The following is a 15,403-nucleotide window of genomic DNA, read 5'->3' as shown; positions in this document are numbered from 1 at the left end:
GAAAAATGACCAAGCTAATTAGACAGTTAAACTTGCTGTTTGCCTTATTTGCTGTGGTGGGTTTTTCCTATTTGGACTTTCGTCGCAATAATACATATCCCAAAGTTACCACATTAGAAATAATACCAATTCCCGTTTCCCAATTAGAAGTTGTATCTCTGACTTCAACAAGTGTAGAAACAGCAAATCAAACTACTCCTACTACTCAGTTACAAACAGAAACTCAAACCGTTCCCGAAACTAAATTAGAAGTTGAACCAACGACTAATACAAATGTAAAAGTTGAAACTTCCCCGACTCCCGCGACTAAAGTCGAAGTTGAAACACCACCACCGACAAAAATTACAGCGGCGACAGTGGAAAAAACGATGACTGAATTAAAAGCCGAAAAAACCAAATTAGGAATTAAAATTAACCTTCCCGAACATATCTTATTTGACTTTGACAAATATCACGTTCGCGCCACAGCAAAACCCACCCTAACCAAGCTAAATCAACTTTTAACTTACTACGGCAAATCAGAAATTTTAATTAACGGATATACAGATAGCAAAGGCGATGACGCTTACAACGAAAAACTTTCTCGACTCAGAGCCGCAGCAGTCAAGTACTATTTTATTAATGTGTTTAAAGTACCAGCAAAGCGACTCCAAACTAAAGGACTTGGCGAAACTCAACCCATTGCACCTAATAGTAAATCCGATGGTTCAGATAATCCCGAAGGTAGACAAAAAAATCGACGAGTAGAAGTAATAATCAAAACTTAAAGCCTAAAAACCCCCACCAAAGACCTACAAAAACATCTGCGTTCATCTGCGTTCTAAAAACCCTAATTAAATAAGTGACTCGTTTCGATTCAATTATCATCAGCCAAATTTGATCTTTGAGAACTAAAGTATCAAGATTGCCTTTAACGATTACTCCTTCATCTTCAACTAATTGAAGGTTGAATAAGCTGTTACGCATTTAAATCACTTATTAACGAGTAGGGTGCGTCAGACGGTAAAGCCTATGTAGAAAGGAAAATATCTAAATCTGACGCACCCTACAATATGACTTTTAAATGCGTAACAGCTTAGTCTTTCTAATTCTTCTAGGCTAATATCTTTGGCTGAAATATTTTGTACCATAATAAGTTTGTAAATAGCATTATTAATCTAAAAGCTTGTAGAGACGTTATATATAACGTCTCTACAATATAGGTAATCAAGCGGATATGATATTATCGCTTTTCTGGTTTAACTTACAGGAACAGAAAGTTCTTGCTTGAGTGCTTGTTGCAACAAAGCTGCTTTATCGGTTTTTTCCCAAGGCAAATCTAAATCTGTGCGTCCTAAATGTCCATAAGCGGCGACATCTTGATAGAAACGACCGTTTCTTTCTGCGGGTAAATTGCGTAAATTAAAGGCGGCGATAATTCCAGCTGGACGTAGTTCAAAGTTTTCTTTGACTAAATTTAGTAAAGTGTCATCGTCTACCTTGCCAGTTCCGAAAGTATCGATCATCATACTTACAGGACGGGCTACACCGATCGCATAACTAAGCTGTACTTCGCACTTCTCCGCCAACCCAGCAGCGACAATATTTTTCGCCACATAACGGCAAGCATAAGCGGCGCTACGGTCTACTTTGGTGGGGTCTTTACCAGAAAAAGCACCGCCACCGTGACGAGAGTAACCGCCGTAGGTGTCCACAATAATTTTCCGACCAGTTAAGCCGGAATCACCTTGGGGGCCACCGATGACAAATTTGCCTGTGGGATTGACTAAAAAGCGAGTTTCTGCATCTGGTTTCACATCGATGTCAGCGAAAACTGGGAGAACAACTGCTTCCCAAAGGTCTGCTTTGATTTTGGCTTGCACTGCACTTTCGTCAGTAATATCACCAATAGTAGCAGTATGCTGAGTAGAAACCAGGATAGTATCAATTCCTACGGGTTTTCCGTCTTCGTAAGCGACAGTTACTTGAGTTTTGCCATCTGGACGCAGATAAGTCAACTCTCCGGTTTTGCGAACTGCGGCTAGTCTGCGGGCAATTCGGTGGGCTAAACTAATCGGCAAGGGCATTAACTCAGGGGTTTCGTTGCAAGCAAAACCGAACATGATTCCCTGATCTCCGGCACCAATGGCATCGAAAGCGTCAGAGTCACTTTGTTGGCGAGTTTCATGGGCGGTGTTCACACCTTGGGCGATGTCGGGGGATTGTTCATCTAAAGCTACCAATACGGTGCAACTGTGGGCTGCAAAGCCGTTTTCGGAATCAGTGTAACCAATTTCGCCAATTTTTTTGCGGACGACATCGACGTAATTAACGTGCGCTTTGGTAGTAATTTCTCCGGTAATTAGCACTAAGCCTGTATTTACTACAACTTCTGCGGCTACACGGCTATAGGGGTCTTCTGCGAGTAGCGTATCTAAAATAGAATCAGAAATTTGATCGCAAATTTTATCAGGATGACCTTCGGTGACAGATTCGGAGGTGAATAGGTAGCGACGAGTCAAAGGTAGCTCCTCCTTGAGTTTGTGGGTTTGTAATAACTAAACTATCTGGGCTGAATTCAACCACTGTAACCAGCCATCATAACAAGATTTATACCCTTAAGTAGAAACAAGATTTGCTTAATTGAGTAATTGATATGATTTTGCTGAGGATTAATCGTAATTTAAAATCTTACTCCTGCCATCAGACACTTCTTTTGCTCTGAGTGCGAGAGAAATCGGGCAAACACAGGCTACACCAACGCGATACTATGTGAAATTGGAGTAAGTAACACCAATCGATCGCTATATTAGCTCCTATTCAGGAAATTTTAGCCTGATAACTTGAAGTAGTTTCCTGTATATATTTAAAATTAAGCGAGAACTGAGTGATGAACGAAATTACTCTTGAATGGCAAGAAGCAGCACAACTGAGAAAAGTGGTTATTCATGACCAACAAGTTAGTAAAAATCCGGGTACAGTTCGGTTAGGTCGCGATCCTCTCAAATGTGATATTGTATTAACTCATCCTACTGTTTCTGGCTTGCACGTAGAGATATTTTTTAACCAAAACTGTTATTGTTTTCAAGTACGAAACTTGCGCCAAAGTAATCCTCCAGTAGTGAATGGTAAAAATTTGATTCAAGGGGAAATGACTTTAGTTGAAGGTAGCACTATTTGTTTGGGACAAACTGAAATTAAAGTGGTGTCTGTAACTTTGGTTGGTAGTAGTGTTCCGCCAACTATTTTGATGCCACCTAATTCCACTCCAGTAAATCAAGTTTACGGTTTAAAATGTCCGAAGTGCGATCGCATTTCTCCCTTTGAACAGTTAGACTTAGGTTGTCCTTGGTGCGGTACTTCTTTAGCAGCAGCTTCTAGCGTTTTAATTACTCCGAACACTCATTAATTTTTCCCGCAATTATGAATCCTCAACCTCTAAAAATTCGGCTGAGTTGGCAAGATCCCGTTACCGGAGAACTACGAGAACCTTTGTTAAATATTCCGGTTGCTTTAGGAAGAGAATTTGCCCAAATGCCAGCCGAAATTAAAGGTTTGCGGGTGTCGCGCATTGTGTTAAATACTTTGGGCATTTCTCGCTTTCATGCTTTAATCGATCTGGAAGCAAATGGGTTAGTAGTTATCGATCAAAATACGGTTAATGGTACTTTAGTTAATGGGCAACGTCAGGCGCGATCGCTTTTAGCTAATGGCGACATTCTCCAAATAGCTGATTATCAAATTACCGTTTCTTTGGCGACGATTCCACCCCCAGCAGTTTCCCCGATTCCAGCCACAATTAATTTTAATCCAGATACGGATTTACCAGAATCATTAATTGTGACTCCTCCTGTTTCTTCAGGACAAAGTTTTCCGCCAAATTTCTTTCAACAACCGCAAGTAAATATTCAAGATTTATATGCCACTGGTAACGCGGTTGATGAAGTTGATTATACAGCAATTGGGGCAGGTTTGGGAAGCTTTATTTGGGTGGATTTATTGCGAATTTGTGGAGTAAAATCTCATCAAATTGTGGCTTTAGGTTTGGAGGAAAAACCTTATGCACGCTATCAGCGTTTGTGCTTGAATTCGCAAATTCCGCCTCACGAAAGATTGCGGTCTAATTCTGATTCTTGTCCTGATAATATTTGGGGTTGGCCGAGTTATGCTTTAAGGGAAGCTTGGCATGATTTAATTAAGGGAAAAGTGGGTGATAGTTTGGGTTATTTGTGGCAAGTTTTTGCGGAACCAAGTTTTGCGGAAACTTACACGCCTCGATCGCAAAATGTCTTTGATTCGATCGATCGCGAAGCCGAAAGAATAGGTTGGGATAAAATATTTCGTAATGGTAGTGTGAGAGCAATTCGCCAAACTACTGATGGGCGTTATGCGATCGCCTATTCGCGCCGTCGTTCCAGCACAGCACCCCCCGATCGGGCTTTTTTAATCAGCAAATTTATTCATTTAGCTACAGGTTATCCCGCCATACAATTCTTACCAGATTTACAAGCTTACCGTCAACAAACTAAGGATTTTAAATCAGTAGTTAATGCTTATGAAGACCATCATCATGTTTACGAATTTCTGGAAAACAACGGTGGTACAGTTTTAATTCGCGGTCGGGGAATTGTAGCTTCGCGGATTATTCAAAGGCTGTATGAAGCGAGAGAACAGAATAAGTTAATTTCGATTTTACATTTAATGCGATCGCCCAAACCCCAAGGAAACAAATTTGGTTTCGCTCAACGTCAAGTAGAAAATCATTTTGAATTTCAACCATTTAATTGGCCTAAAGCTTGTTGGGGTGGCGACTTAAAAGAAATGTTAGAAAAAGCTAATTCTCAGGAAAGAAAAGAGTTATTGCAACAATGGGGAGGGACTACGACAGCCGATCGGAAAGATTGGAAACGCATCATTAATCAAGGCTTAAAAGAAGGCTGGTATCAAATAACATTTGGTACAGTAGAAAAAGTAGAACCAGATGCCCACAATCGTACCGTTACTTACATTCAAGAACAAGGATTAAAAGGACAAATTCGCCTGGAAGCAGACTTCATTATTGATGCGACAGGATTAGATGCCCAAGTCATAGCCAGCCCTTTATTAAATGACTTAGTAACTCAATATAAACTGCCATTACTTGATAATGGTAGACTAGCAGTTACTAATGATTTTGAAATAGGAGAAATGCGAAATCAACGTGGTAAAATATATGCTATTGGTGCGATAACTTTAGGCAATTCTTACGCCGCAGTTGATAGCTTTTTAGGATTACAATATGCCGCCCTTTGCGCTGTTGACAGTTTAGCCGCAGCAAAAGCCCCAGAACTACATAAACTCAACCCAATTACTTCTTTGATTCAATGGTTAAAATGGGCAGTTAATCAGTCTCCTTAATCTGTTTTTCTAATCGCAGATAGAAATTCCAATTTAAAGTTAAGAAAGAATCTAAAAACCCAAATCCAAAACCTAAAATTAAATGACTCCCACTCTTTTTGGTAGATGGCAAACTCGGTTATTATTATTGGCAACAGTCGGTGTATTAATCACTTTACCTTTTGCACTCGGAATTACTAGCCCAAATTCTAGTTCTGTTTATTTTTGGGTATTGGGATATATTGCCATTCTTGGCATTTTTTGGGATATATTTTATAATTATCTGCAACAATTTCGCTGGGATCGAGATTGGTCAGGAATATTTCAATTACTAGCAGGAATTTGGGAGGCAATTTTCTTAATAATAATTATTAAATTGTTGCAATTACCTTTACCGGGAATTGAAAATCTAGATTTAAACTTGTTTATCCGTCACTATAGTTTAGTTTGGCTAGGTGTTTATTTAGCATCTCAAACGATAATGCGAATTATCTTTCCTCGCTGGCGGTTTCGCGGTGGTCAGTGGTTATAAAGTATTAAATTGGAGTAGCTGGACGAGGACTGTAATTTAATAAAGTTTTCTAGAAGTAAACAAATTTATTTTGGTATGATACAAACGGCTGAGTAAATGTAGTGTAAACTTGCTAAGTACAAGTTTAGCGTTAAGCTACGCTAAGTTAAAACTGTCTTTGAGGAAATTATGCAGACAGTCGTTTTAGTACTAATTCAAATTCTAATTATCATTGGGCTTTCCCGACTTGTAGGTTTGGTGTTTCGCTGGCTACAACAACCTTTGGTAATTGGGGAAATTGTAGCTGGAATTATGTTAGGCCCTTCTTTATTTGGGTTAATTGCTCCTGAATTAGCCGCCACTTTATTTCCGGCGGAGACAGTCCCTTTTTTAAATGTGTTATCGCAAGTGGGACTAATATTTTTCATGTTTTTGATTGGATTAGAATTAGATCCAAAATACTTGAAAGGTAATATAGAGACAGCAGTTTTCACTTCAAATTTTAGTATTTTATTGACTTTTTCTTTGGCAAGTTTGCTGGCGCTTTTACTTTATCCTTTACTATCAAATTCTACGGTATCTTTTACGGCTTTTGCTTTATTTTTAGGTTCAGCAATGTCAGTAACGGCTTTTCCGGTATTGGCAAGAATTATTACAGAAAATAACTTGCAAGGAACTAGGTTAGGAACTTTAGCTTTAACTTGTGCAGCTGTGGATGATTTAACAGCTTGGTGTTTGTTAGCTTTAGCGATCGCAGTCACTCGAACTAACAGCATAGTTGGTGCTATTCCGACAATTATTGAGTCTATAATTTACATTGCTTTAATGGTAACTTTCGGACGTTGGTTCCTGACAAGACTTGCATCTTTTTATAAACGAAATGGTAAATTAACACAGTTAGTATTAGCCGGAATTTATATAGGGGTTGTCACCTCAGCTTTAATTACAGAATTAATTGGAATTCACTTGATTTTTGGGGCATTTTTACTAGGGGCAATTATGCCCAAAAATCCCGGTTTAGTAAGAGAATTAGCCGAGAAAACCGAGGATTTTGTCTTAATATTTTTATTGCCAATATTCTTTGCTTATAGTGGCTTAAAAACCCAGATTGGTTTACTTAATCGACCAGAATTATGGTTAATCTGTGCCACAGTTGTGGGAGTAGCAATCATAGGAAAATATGTGGGAACTTACTTAGCTGCCAGATTTTCTGGAATTGAAAAAAGGGAAGCTTTGGCACTCGGTTGGTTAATGAACACCCGTGGTTTAACTGAGTTAATCGTCTTGAATATTGGTTTGAGTTTAGGTGTAATTTCGCCTTTGTTGTTTACTATGTTAGTAATTATGGCACTGGTAACAACATTCATGACTTCGCCTTTGTTGGAATGGACATATCCCAAGCGATTAATTCAGTTGGATGTTTTAGAAGCTATTAATGAAAAAGAGGAATCAGCAGAAGTTATCTCCCCTGTTTATCACGCTCCTACTTATCGAATTCTCACTCCTATTGCTAATCCTAATACTCAAAAAAGTTTATTACAATTAGCGGTAGCAATAGCTGGAGTTAGGTTAGAAACAACTGTAGTTCATCCCTTAAGTTTAATTGAATTAGAAGAAACTTACTTGTATCAAAGTACTCCCGCAGAAGCAGAGAGATTAATTAAAGAACGTCGCGATCGCCTAGAAGCTATAATCCAAACTTTGGAACCTCCAGAAATTCGTCAATTAGTACATCCAATTATTAGAATTTCTCATGATGTGACTAGAGAAACTTCAGAAATTGCTAAATTAGATCGCACAGATTTAACTTTAGTAGGCTGGCATCGTCCAGCTTTTAGTAGTAACCGTTTAGGTGGAAGAGTTGGACAAATGCTCAGCAATGTACCGACAGATGTAGCTATATTTGTCGATCGCAGAAAGCAGAAATTAGAAACTTTATTAGTACCATATTCCGCAAATATCCATGATGATTTAGCCTTGGAAATTGCCTTAAGATTACTTTTTAATCGTGACACTTGTTGTTTAACTATTCTCAGAGTACTTCAAAATGGATTACATAAAACTGATTTAAATTACGAACTTCGCACATTATTAGAACGTTTGCCGAAGCATATACGCGATCGCATTGATATCCAAATTACTACCGCACCAGAACCAATGGAAGCAGTAGTAGAAGCATCTAAAAATATTGACTTAACTATTGCTGGTACTAGTCGCGCTTGGGGAATTGAACGTCAAACATTAGGACGTTACACTGATTTACTAGCTGTGGAATGTGATTCTTCATTATTAATTACTCGTCGATATAGTCAAGTGACTTCTCACCTCGCTACTTTGCTCAATAATTCTAATAATGATACTAATCAAGATCAATTTGGAGGAAATACTGAAGATGAATAAAATTCTAAAACCTAAAATTTTGACATTTTACGTTGGCGCAATTAGTTTTACGCTAATTTTATTTAAAGCTGTTAATATCTTAGCCGCAAATTATATTCAAGCTTCTCCCGAAATTGATGGTAATTATTTATTTATTGACAGCAATAATCTACCGGGATGCCTAAAAGCAAAAAATTTGTTATTATCTATTCAACAATCAGGTATTTATTTAAATGGTACTTTGTTAGCAAGAAATAGTAATCAACAATTATCAGGACTAACAGAAAAAAGACCTTCTTTATTCGGTAAATGGCAGAAAAGTAGTGAAAAACCTCTCAATTTGTCAGGCAAAGTAAATCAAATAGATCGATGCCAGAAACAATTAGTAAAAATTCGCGGTATGATTAAAAGTAAAACGCTGCAAGGTGAAATTAGCTTGACTTCATTTCCCGAAAAAGTTAAATTTACAGCAGTTAAAGAAACAACTCAAAAGTCAGACAAACAGACAATACATTAACCAGACAAAAAATAGTAATTCATTCAGTTTAGCAATCAGTGATTACAGGTAAAACCAAACTATTAGGCGTTATTGGCGATCCTATTGAGCATTCCCTTTCCCCAGTGATGCACAATGCCGCGATCGCAAAATTACAATTAGACTACGTTTATCTCCCTTTCCCCATAAAACCAGAAGATTTATCGACAGCAATATCCGGTTTTGCTGCTATTGATTTAACAGGTTTTAGTGTCACAATTCCCCACAAACAAGCAATCATTCCACTATTAACAGAAGTATCACCAATCGCCAAAGAAATCGGCGCAGTTAACACAGTTTGGCGCACCAAAACAGGATGGAATGGCACAAATACTGATGTAGAAGGTTTTCTTTCACCTTTAAAAAATTACAAGCAAAATTGGCATCAAACTACAGCATTAATCTTAGGTTGTGGCGGCGCAGCGAGAGCAGTAGTTGCAGGTTGCGCTCAATTAAACTGTGCCAAAATCCAAGTTGTAGGTAGAGATTTGCAGAAGTTAAAAGCTTTTCAAAATAGTTGGCAAAATTCCCAATTAGCAGTTAATCTCAGCGTTTATCATTGGGAACAATTACCCGATTTGATCGGCGAATCAAACTTATTAGTAAATACTACCCCAGTGGGAATGTATCCTCACGTTAATGAAACTCCTGTAAGTGTAGAATTGATGGAAAAATTGCCAAAAGATGCGATCGCCTACGACCTAATCTACACCCCCAATCCTACCAAATTTCTGCAAATCGCTAAAGAACAAGGTGTAGAAGCGATCGACGGTTTAGAAATGCTAGTTCAACAAGGCGCAGCAGCATTAAAAATTTGGCTAAAACAACAACCTCCAGTAGGAGAAATGCGCCAATCTTTAAGACAATATTTAAGAATATAAAGGACAAATATTTATCTCCCCTCTGCCCCTCTGCCCCTCCGCCCCTCTGCCCCTCTGCCCCTCTGCCCCTCCGCCCCTCTGCCCCTCCGCCCCTCTGCCCCTCCGCCCCTCCGCCCCTAAGAAGGCCAACGCCAGTTATAACGATTCCAATCATAAATTCCTTGAATTTCGTATTCACTACCGTTGTCAAAACGAATGATACAACTACTATAATCATTCTCCCTTTCTGCAACACTAATTACCGTGCAAGGAACCCACATTTGGCTACAAGGACCCTCTTCTTGCACCCATTCCCACAAACCATTTGATACTTCAATGCGATCGCCAGCTTTCAGCTTTAACTCAGCTGACAAACGCTGAAAATACTCGGCTAAATGTGCAGGTTGCACCGAATTTAACCATTGCAAACCGTAGCGATCGCGAATGAACTGAACCGAACCAGAATCAGTATTATTCAACCAATCATTTAATAACTGAACCTTCCAAGGTTGATTTAAACTTTCCTGTTCCTGCACAAAATCCAGCAAAGCTAAACGTTCCTCAACAGTCAACTCATCCAAGGGATTTGTTCCCTCTGAGTTTGCAGTTTCCTCAGCACTGCTAGAAAGCCTTTGAGCTACTTCCAGCAAAATTTGTTTCTGCACCTCAGTTAAAGGACAGTTAGCAGCAATACACTGGTCAAATGCAGCTTTTAAAGCAGCTTCGATCTCAGCCTTCGACATAGCATACTATTAGGAAATAGGACTAAATTCCACACAAAACTTAAAATAGTTGATATTGTGTGGCAGTTCTCCTGTGGCAGCGCACATCAGGGATGATTTTTTTAATTATTGCAAAACTTTTCCAGAATTTTACTTAACTAGTTTGTTCACAATTAGATATATGCTGAAGTTTAGATAGCTCGCGGGATATTTTATGAGGTTTCCAGCCGTAAAACTTTTTCTAGTCTCTTGCCTAATCGTGATTTTAAGTTGGGGAATTACTCCACCAGTACTAGCCCTAACACATATTAAGCTAACTGACATCTCATACAAAGATTGTCCGCCAGAAATGGCAGAAGGAGCCGTTACTAGTGGTTCAGTAATGGCAGCTAACTGCTTTCTGATTACTGGCAAAGCCAATAATACTTCCGGTAAATACGTCTATAATGCCGATGTTTTTGGTCGAATTTACGACGCTAGCGGCAATTCCGTTATGGAAAATCGTAACCGGGTTGGGCTGATTGAAGAAGTACCCCCAGGAGTCAGCGACTTTGAATTTAGAATTTCCGTAGCTGCTAATCAACCGACACCATTACAGTTAGAACAGTTCAAAGCCACAGGTTTTACTGGCAAAGTCAGGCGTTAAATTTCAAGGCGTAAGAGCGTGCTTTTGCAGATTGAGAACACGCTCTAAGCAACAATTTAGTACAATTGCGATCCCAAGCCAGTCAGCAAGTTAGCTGCCAACTGTAAAGCTAGGATTGCCAAAGTGGGAGAAATAAAGTCAATTCCTCCGATCGGCGGAATAAATGAACGAAAGAAATTGATGTAAGGATCGGTAAGTTGGCTGAGAATGGAAAGAGGTGGATCGTAGAAATTGATATTCGGAAACCAACTCAAGAGGAACCGAATAATCAACAGCACCATGTAAATATTGAGAAAGGTGGCAAGTGTAGTTATCAGCAGAGCAACTGGACTCATAATTATTCTGGTTTTTCGCTAAATTTACAAGATTATCTGCGGTTGAATTTAATTTAACCGATATTGGCTCATTCCGCACCAGTTAAATCAATAGTTGCCGCATAGATATCTCTAATTTGGATCTTAAAGCCAAGAAACATATTCAGGAATTATCTCTCAGCATAGATCCTGATGGGGAATCAGTTTCGCCAGTACGTTCCCCTCTTTCGGAAGTAACATTTCCATTCACATTGCCCAAAGAAAGTCGAACTTCATCTATTGTCTGATTCAATTGAGCAATTTTATCCTCTAAGCTGCGCCTAGCCATTTCAATTCGCGGTTCGGAAGCGGCTTCCATTTGACGCTTTTTACTTTTCTCAGTTTTAGTTTCTGATTGATTAGCATTTAATATTGATGCTTCTGTTTCGGATGCTTGGTTACTGATTCGAGAAGCTAACAAAGCTCCGAATACACCACCAACTACACCACCAACTAAAGACCCTGCCAGAAACCCTGCTGCAAAACCATCTCGCTGACTCATATCAATTTTAGATTTCCGATTTTAGATTTTCGATCGCTAACAAAATACAACTGTCTTCAGCTTACCTGTTGCTGATGACAAATGCCTAGCAGGGGAACTGGTGATTGGGGACTAGGGACTAGGGACTGGGCGGGGTTGGGGGTTGGGGGTTGGGGGTTGGGGAAAAACTCCCCCCGCACCTCTGCACCTCTGCACCTCTGCACCTCTGCACCCCCGCACCTCTGCACCTCTGCACCCCCGCACCTCTGCACCTCTGCACCTCTGCACCCCCGCACCTCTGCACCCCCGCACCTCTGCACCTCTGCACCTCTGCACCTCTAACCCCTGCTCCGAGAGCTCACTCAGTTCCAAAGGTGCGATCGCCTGCGTCCCCTAAACCAGGCACAATAAAACCATGTTCGTTTACTACTTCATCGATGGTGGCAGTGTAGATATTCAATGCTGGATAAGCAACGCTGAGTTTTTGTAAGGCTGGAGGAGCCGCCACTATAGAAATAATTCTGATCAAGCTGGGATCGGCACCACGAGCCGTTAATTCTGCCATTGTTGCCATAATTGAGCCACCAGTAGCTAACATTGGCTCGCTAATTAGTATCCTAGTTTGTTCTTTAAACTGGGCTGGCAATCTATTCAAATAACAACTTGGTTCTAAAGTTTTCTCATCTCGCACTAAGCCCAGGTGATAAACCGAGGCTAAAGGTAACACACTTTGCGCCCCTTCCAACAGTGCCAAACCTGCGCGTAAAATTGGCACTACTGCTACAGGAACCTCTGGGTTAACGAAAGTAGCCGGACACTCAGCTAACGGTGTCTCCACTGTGGTTTCCATTGTCGGCAACCATTCTCGTGCTGCTTCGTAAGTTAGCCAGCGTCCTAATTCGGTCATGGCGCTGCGAAATAAGGGAGTCGGGGTAGTCTGACTCCGGGCAACACCTAGCCAATGTTTAATTAAAGGATGGGGCGGTACATAAACTCGCAACTGGAAAGTCATAGTAATTTTGCATTTAATACCTTAGTTTTGGGGATTTTCCTCCCTGGCTGGAAAGAGGCTGTTGCTCAACCCTGACTCATCATAAGCTGTTTGCTGCTACATTGCTGTATCTGTTTGCGATCGCCACTACTGGAACTTATTGCAAATTTTTCCTAATAGTATTGACATTATTTTTCAATAACCCTATATTAATGTTTAAGTGTTCTCCTCTCTCGTGTTCTCCTCTTTGAGGTACGGCAGACGGGCTCGGTCAGCGGTAGCAGATAGAGTCCGTATTTTTTTTTCTAGCAGGGATAGACTGATAACGTTAGACTCTAATACGTCAATAAAATAGGTTTCTTTCTTACTTACCCCATGCCTTCGGTGAAAAAATCCCTAAATTTGGCGGCGAATGATAATTTGCTCGAGTTGGATGCGATCGTAATTGGCTCTGGTATTGGTGGGTTGGTGACAGCAACTCAGCTAGCGGCTAAGGGCGCTCAAGTGCTAGTGCTGGAACGTTACCTGATTCCTGGCGGTAGTGCTGGTTACTTTGAACGAGATGGCTACAGATTTGATGTGGGAGCATCAATGATTTTTGGCTTTGGCAACAAAGGGACTACCAATCTCCTGACTCGCGCTTTGCAAGCAGTTAATGTCAGCTTAGAAACAATTCCCGATCCCGTACAGATTCATTACCACTTACCAGAGGGTTTAAATATTAGAGTACATCGCGATTATGAGAAATTTTTGCAAGAACTAATAGAGTATTTTCCGCAAGAACAGCACGGTATTCGTCAGTTTTATGACGAGTGTTGGAAAGTATTTAATTGTCTCAATGCAATGGACTTGCTTTCACTGGAAGAACCCAGGTATTTAACGCGAGTGTTTTTCCAGCATCCAATGGCTTGTTTGGGGTTGGTGAAGTACTTACCCTTGAATGCTGGCGATGTTGCTCGCAAGTACATTACAGATCCTACTTTACTAAAGTTTCTCGATATTGAATGTTACTGCTGGTCAGTTGTTCCGGCGGAAATGACACCGATGATTAATGCTGGGATGGTGTTTTCCGATCGCCATTACGGTGGCATCAATTATCCCAAAGGTGGAGTTGGTCAAATTGCCTTAAAACTGGTAGAAGGTTTAGAAAAAGCTGGCGGTGAAATTAAGTACAAAGCCAGAGTAACCAAGGTGATTACCGAAGATGGCAGGGCTGTAGGCGTAAAATTAGCCACAGGGGAAGAATATCGCGCCAAACGGATTATTTCTAACGCTACTCGCTGGGATACTTTTGAGCAATTATTACCTGCGGAGGAAATGCCCCCAAGTGAGAAAAAATGGCAACATCGTTATAAAAAATCTCCCAGTTTTTTAAGTTTACACTTGGGGGTAGCCGCAGATGTTTTACCTTTGGGTACGGAATGCCATCACATTATTTTGGAAGATTGGCAGAAAATGGAGTTACCAGAAGGAACAATTTTTGTTTCCATTCCCACATTACTTGACCCCAGTTTAGCGCCAGAAGGTTATCACATTCTCCACGTTTTTACACCGAGTTGGTTTGAGGATTGGCAGGGAATTTCGGAAAATGAATATGAGGAGAAAAAGGAAGAAGCAGCTGGCAGAATTATTGAACGTTTAGAAAAGATTTTCCCTGGTTTAGATGCTGGTTTAGATTTTATGGAAGTGGGAACTCCCCGCACTCATCGCCGCTTTTTAGGTCGAGATGATGGCACTTATGGCCCAATTCCCCGGCGCAAGTTAGCGGGATTATTAGGAATGCCTTTTAATCGCACTGCTATCCCCGGTTTGTATTGTGTGGGAGATAGTACTTTCCCAGGTCAAGGTTTAAATGCAGTTGCTTTTTCCGGTTTCGCCTGTGCTCATCGCGTGGCTGTAGATTTGGGACTTTGAGGGCAGAGGGGCGGGGGGCAGGGGGGCAGGGGGGCAGAGGAGAGGAGAATTTAAAACTCTGTAAGGGCGGGTTTTGTTATTAATTTTTCTGCTGTAAACACAGACTTGTCTGCTAAACCCGCCCCTACAACTCAAAACTTCCCCAAGTCTCCCTAACTCAAAACTCAAAACTTTTACCCTTCTGCCTTCTGCCTTTTTAATAGGGATTTTTGTTGACGGGAAAGATGCGTCCGAATAGGGGTAAATAGGCTCTTAGGGATTGCTTTTGTCTTGCTTTTACATCTTCGTCTAAGGATCGTTCTAATGCTTGAGCATTTGCAGTTCCTTGGGGGGTTTTTTCGGAGATAATTACTAAGGCTTGGGCTAAACGAATTGCGGCTTCATTTTTGTTGCCTTTGGCGATAGCTTCATCGGCTAATTTAATCGCTTCACTTTCGGTTGCTACTCCTGAAGGGCGGCGAATAATGCCGTTGGCAATGGCGCGTTCATAATTTAGTCTGTAGGGGGTGCAAGTTTGGGGAGTGCAGCGTTTTGTTTGTTTGGTGAAGTTGTGGGTATTGGTTTGGGCGGTGGTGGTTTGGGGGGAGTTGGCGATCGCGGCGATCGCTACCAAAATAACAGTTATTTTGCCGAGAGTTGTTAGCATAGTCTTTCTT

15 protein-coding genes are annotated in these 15,403 nt (G+C 40.6%); 9 read left to right on the top strand and 6 right to left on the bottom strand.

Annotated features, from left to right (window positions below):
- The first annotated feature begins 5 nt into the window (after nucleotides 1-5).
- Nucleotides 6-767, top strand: coding sequence for an OmpA family protein (locus ACE1B6_RS28610; protein WP_413260708.1), 762 nt, complete (start codon nucleotides 6-8; stop codon nucleotides 765-767).
- Nucleotides 768-1,238: 471 nt separating this feature from the next.
- Here the strand turns inward: ACE1B6_RS28610 and metK are convergent, their stop codons facing one another.
- On the bottom strand, nucleotides 1,239-2,501 hold the full coding sequence (metK, locus tag ACE1B6_RS28605) for a methionine adenosyltransferase (protein ID WP_413260707.1): 1,263 nt from the start codon (nucleotides 2,499-2,501) through the stop codon (nucleotides 1,239-1,241).
- A gap of 368 nt (nucleotides 2,502-2,869) precedes the next feature.
- Between metK and ACE1B6_RS28600 the strand changes: the two genes are divergently transcribed.
- The 6 genes from ACE1B6_RS28600 to ACE1B6_RS28575 all read left to right on the top strand — a co-directional run bounded on the left by ACE1B6_RS28600 (nucleotide 2,870) and on the right by ACE1B6_RS28575 (nucleotide 9,661).
- Nucleotides 2,870-3,388: an FHA domain-containing protein gene (locus ACE1B6_RS28600; protein ID WP_413260706.1), complete on the top strand. Its 519-nt coding sequence runs from the start codon at nucleotides 2,870-2,872 to the stop codon at nucleotides 3,386-3,388.
- 14 nt (nucleotides 3,389-3,402) lie between these two features.
- Entirely contained in the window at nucleotides 3,403-5,376 is a 1,974-nt protein-coding gene (locus tag ACE1B6_RS28595; RefSeq protein WP_413260705.1) for an FHA domain-containing protein, read from the top strand.
- A gap of 82 nt (nucleotides 5,377-5,458) precedes the next feature.
- Complete coding sequence (locus ACE1B6_RS28590; RefSeq protein WP_413260704.1) at nucleotides 5,459-5,887, top strand: hypothetical protein; 429 nt, start codon at nucleotides 5,459-5,461, stop codon at nucleotides 5,885-5,887.
- A gap of 168 nt (nucleotides 5,888-6,055) precedes the next feature.
- A complete protein-coding gene (locus ACE1B6_RS28585; protein WP_413260703.1) occupies nucleotides 6,056-8,266 on the top strand; it encodes a cation:proton antiporter in 2,211 nt (736 codons plus the stop codon).
- Nucleotides 8,259-8,762, top strand: a complete 504-nt coding sequence (locus ACE1B6_RS28580; protein ID WP_413260702.1) for a hypothetical protein — start codon at nucleotides 8,259-8,261, stop codon at nucleotides 8,760-8,762. Before ACE1B6_RS28585 ends, ACE1B6_RS28580 begins: the two co-directional genes overlap by 8 nt.
- Nucleotides 8,763-8,800: 38 nt before the next feature.
- On the top strand, nucleotides 8,801-9,661 hold the full coding sequence (locus tag ACE1B6_RS28575; protein WP_413260701.1) for a shikimate dehydrogenase: 861 nt from the start codon (nucleotides 8,801-8,803) through the stop codon (nucleotides 9,659-9,661).
- Nucleotides 9,662-9,777: 116 nt separating this feature from the next.
- Here the strand turns inward: ACE1B6_RS28575 and ACE1B6_RS28570 are convergent, their stop codons facing one another.
- The gene (locus tag ACE1B6_RS28570; RefSeq protein WP_413260700.1) at nucleotides 9,778-10,383 is read right to left on the bottom strand and encodes a hypothetical protein; all 606 of its coding nucleotides are present in this window, start codon (nucleotides 10,381-10,383) and stop codon (nucleotides 9,778-9,780) included.
- A 193-nt stretch (nucleotides 10,384-10,576) separates the two neighbouring features.
- Here ACE1B6_RS28570 and ACE1B6_RS28565 point away from each other — a divergent pair, with 193 nt between their 5' ends.
- The gene (locus tag ACE1B6_RS28565; RefSeq protein WP_413260699.1) at nucleotides 10,577-11,008 is read left to right on the top strand and encodes a hypothetical protein; all 432 of its coding nucleotides are present in this window, start codon (nucleotides 10,577-10,579) and stop codon (nucleotides 11,006-11,008) included.
- 56 nt (nucleotides 11,009-11,064) lie between these two features.
- Here ACE1B6_RS28565 and ACE1B6_RS28560 read toward each other — a convergent pair whose 3' ends face one another.
- From ACE1B6_RS28560 to upp, 3 genes are all read right to left on the bottom strand, one after another.
- Nucleotides 11,065-11,343, bottom strand: coding sequence for a YggT family protein (locus ACE1B6_RS28560; RefSeq protein WP_413260698.1), 279 nt, complete (start codon nucleotides 11,341-11,343; stop codon nucleotides 11,065-11,067).
- A 142-nt stretch (nucleotides 11,344-11,485) separates the two neighbouring features.
- Entirely contained in the window at nucleotides 11,486-11,863 is a 378-nt protein-coding gene (locus ACE1B6_RS28555; protein ID WP_413260697.1) for a ssl2009 family thylakoid membrane protein, read from the bottom strand.
- Nucleotides 11,864-12,200: 337 nt separating this feature from the next.
- The gene (upp, locus tag ACE1B6_RS28550) at nucleotides 12,201-12,854 is read right to left on the bottom strand and encodes a uracil phosphoribosyltransferase (RefSeq protein ID WP_413260696.1); all 654 of its coding nucleotides are present in this window, start codon (nucleotides 12,852-12,854) and stop codon (nucleotides 12,201-12,203) included.
- A 363-nt stretch (nucleotides 12,855-13,217) separates the two neighbouring features.
- Here upp and crtH point away from each other — a divergent pair, with 363 nt between their 5' ends.
- Nucleotides 13,218-14,747 carry a carotenoid isomerase gene (crtH, locus tag ACE1B6_RS28545; protein ID WP_413260695.1) on the top strand — a complete coding sequence of 510 codons (1,530 nt, stop codon included), beginning with the start codon at nucleotides 13,218-13,220 and terminating at the stop codon, nucleotides 14,745-14,747.
- Between the two features lie 196 nt (nucleotides 14,748-14,943).
- On the opposite strand, the gene ACE1B6_RS28540 is transcribed toward crtH, so the two are convergent.
- A complete protein-coding gene (locus tag ACE1B6_RS28540) occupies nucleotides 14,944-15,393 on the bottom strand; it encodes a hypothetical protein (RefSeq protein ID WP_413260694.1) in 450 nt (149 codons plus the stop codon).
- Nucleotides 15,394-15,403: the final 10 nt, after the last annotated feature.

Source organism: Floridaenema fluviatile BLCC-F154, assembly GCF_041929135.1.
GTDB lineage: Bacteria > Cyanobacteriota > Cyanobacteriia > Cyanobacteriales > Aerosakkonemataceae > Floridanema > Floridanema fluviatile.
This window is presented reverse-complemented; position numbering and strand designations above follow the sequence as displayed.

What these genes read in the sequence shown, in the direction of transcription:
- ACE1B6_RS28610 (WP_413260708.1), top strand. Translation starts at nt 6, where the DNA reads ATGACCAAGCTAATTAGACAGTTAAACTTGCTGTTTGCCTTATTTGCT.
- ACE1B6_RS28600 (WP_413260706.1), top strand. Translation starts at nt 2,870, where the DNA reads ATGAACGAAATTACTCTTGAATGGCAAGAAGCAGCACAACTGAGAAAA.
- ACE1B6_RS28595 (WP_413260705.1), top strand. Translation starts at nt 3,403, where the DNA reads ATGAATCCTCAACCTCTAAAAATTCGGCTGAGTTGGCAAGATCCCGTT.
- ACE1B6_RS28590 (WP_413260704.1), top strand. Translation starts at nt 5,459, where the DNA reads ATGACTCCCACTCTTTTTGGTAGATGGCAAACTCGGTTATTATTATTG.
- ACE1B6_RS28585 (WP_413260703.1), top strand. Translation starts at nt 6,056, where the DNA reads ATGCAGACAGTCGTTTTAGTACTAATTCAAATTCTAATTATCATTGGG.
- ACE1B6_RS28580 (WP_413260702.1), top strand. Translation starts at nt 8,259, where the DNA reads ATGAATAAAATTCTAAAACCTAAAATTTTGACATTTTACGTTGGCGCA.
- ACE1B6_RS28570 (WP_413260700.1), bottom strand. Translation starts at nt 10,383, where the DNA reads ATGTCGAAGGCTGAGATCGAAGCTGCTTTAAAAGCTGCATTTGACCAG.
- ACE1B6_RS28565 (WP_413260699.1), top strand. Translation starts at nt 10,577, where the DNA reads ATGAGGTTTCCAGCCGTAAAACTTTTTCTAGTCTCTTGCCTAATCGTG.
- ACE1B6_RS28560 (WP_413260698.1), bottom strand. Translation starts at nt 11,343, where the DNA reads ATGAGTCCAGTTGCTCTGCTGATAACTACACTTGCCACCTTTCTCAAT.
- ACE1B6_RS28555 (WP_413260697.1), bottom strand. Translation starts at nt 11,863, where the DNA reads ATGAGTCAGCGAGATGGTTTTGCAGCAGGGTTTCTGGCAGGGTCTTTA.
- upp (WP_413260696.1), bottom strand. Translation starts at nt 12,854, where the DNA reads ATGACTTTCCAGTTGCGAGTTTATGTACCGCCCCATCCTTTAATTAAA.
- ACE1B6_RS28540 (WP_413260694.1), bottom strand. Translation starts at nt 15,393, where the DNA reads ATGCTAACAACTCTCGGCAAAATAACTGTTATTTTGGTAGCGATCGCC.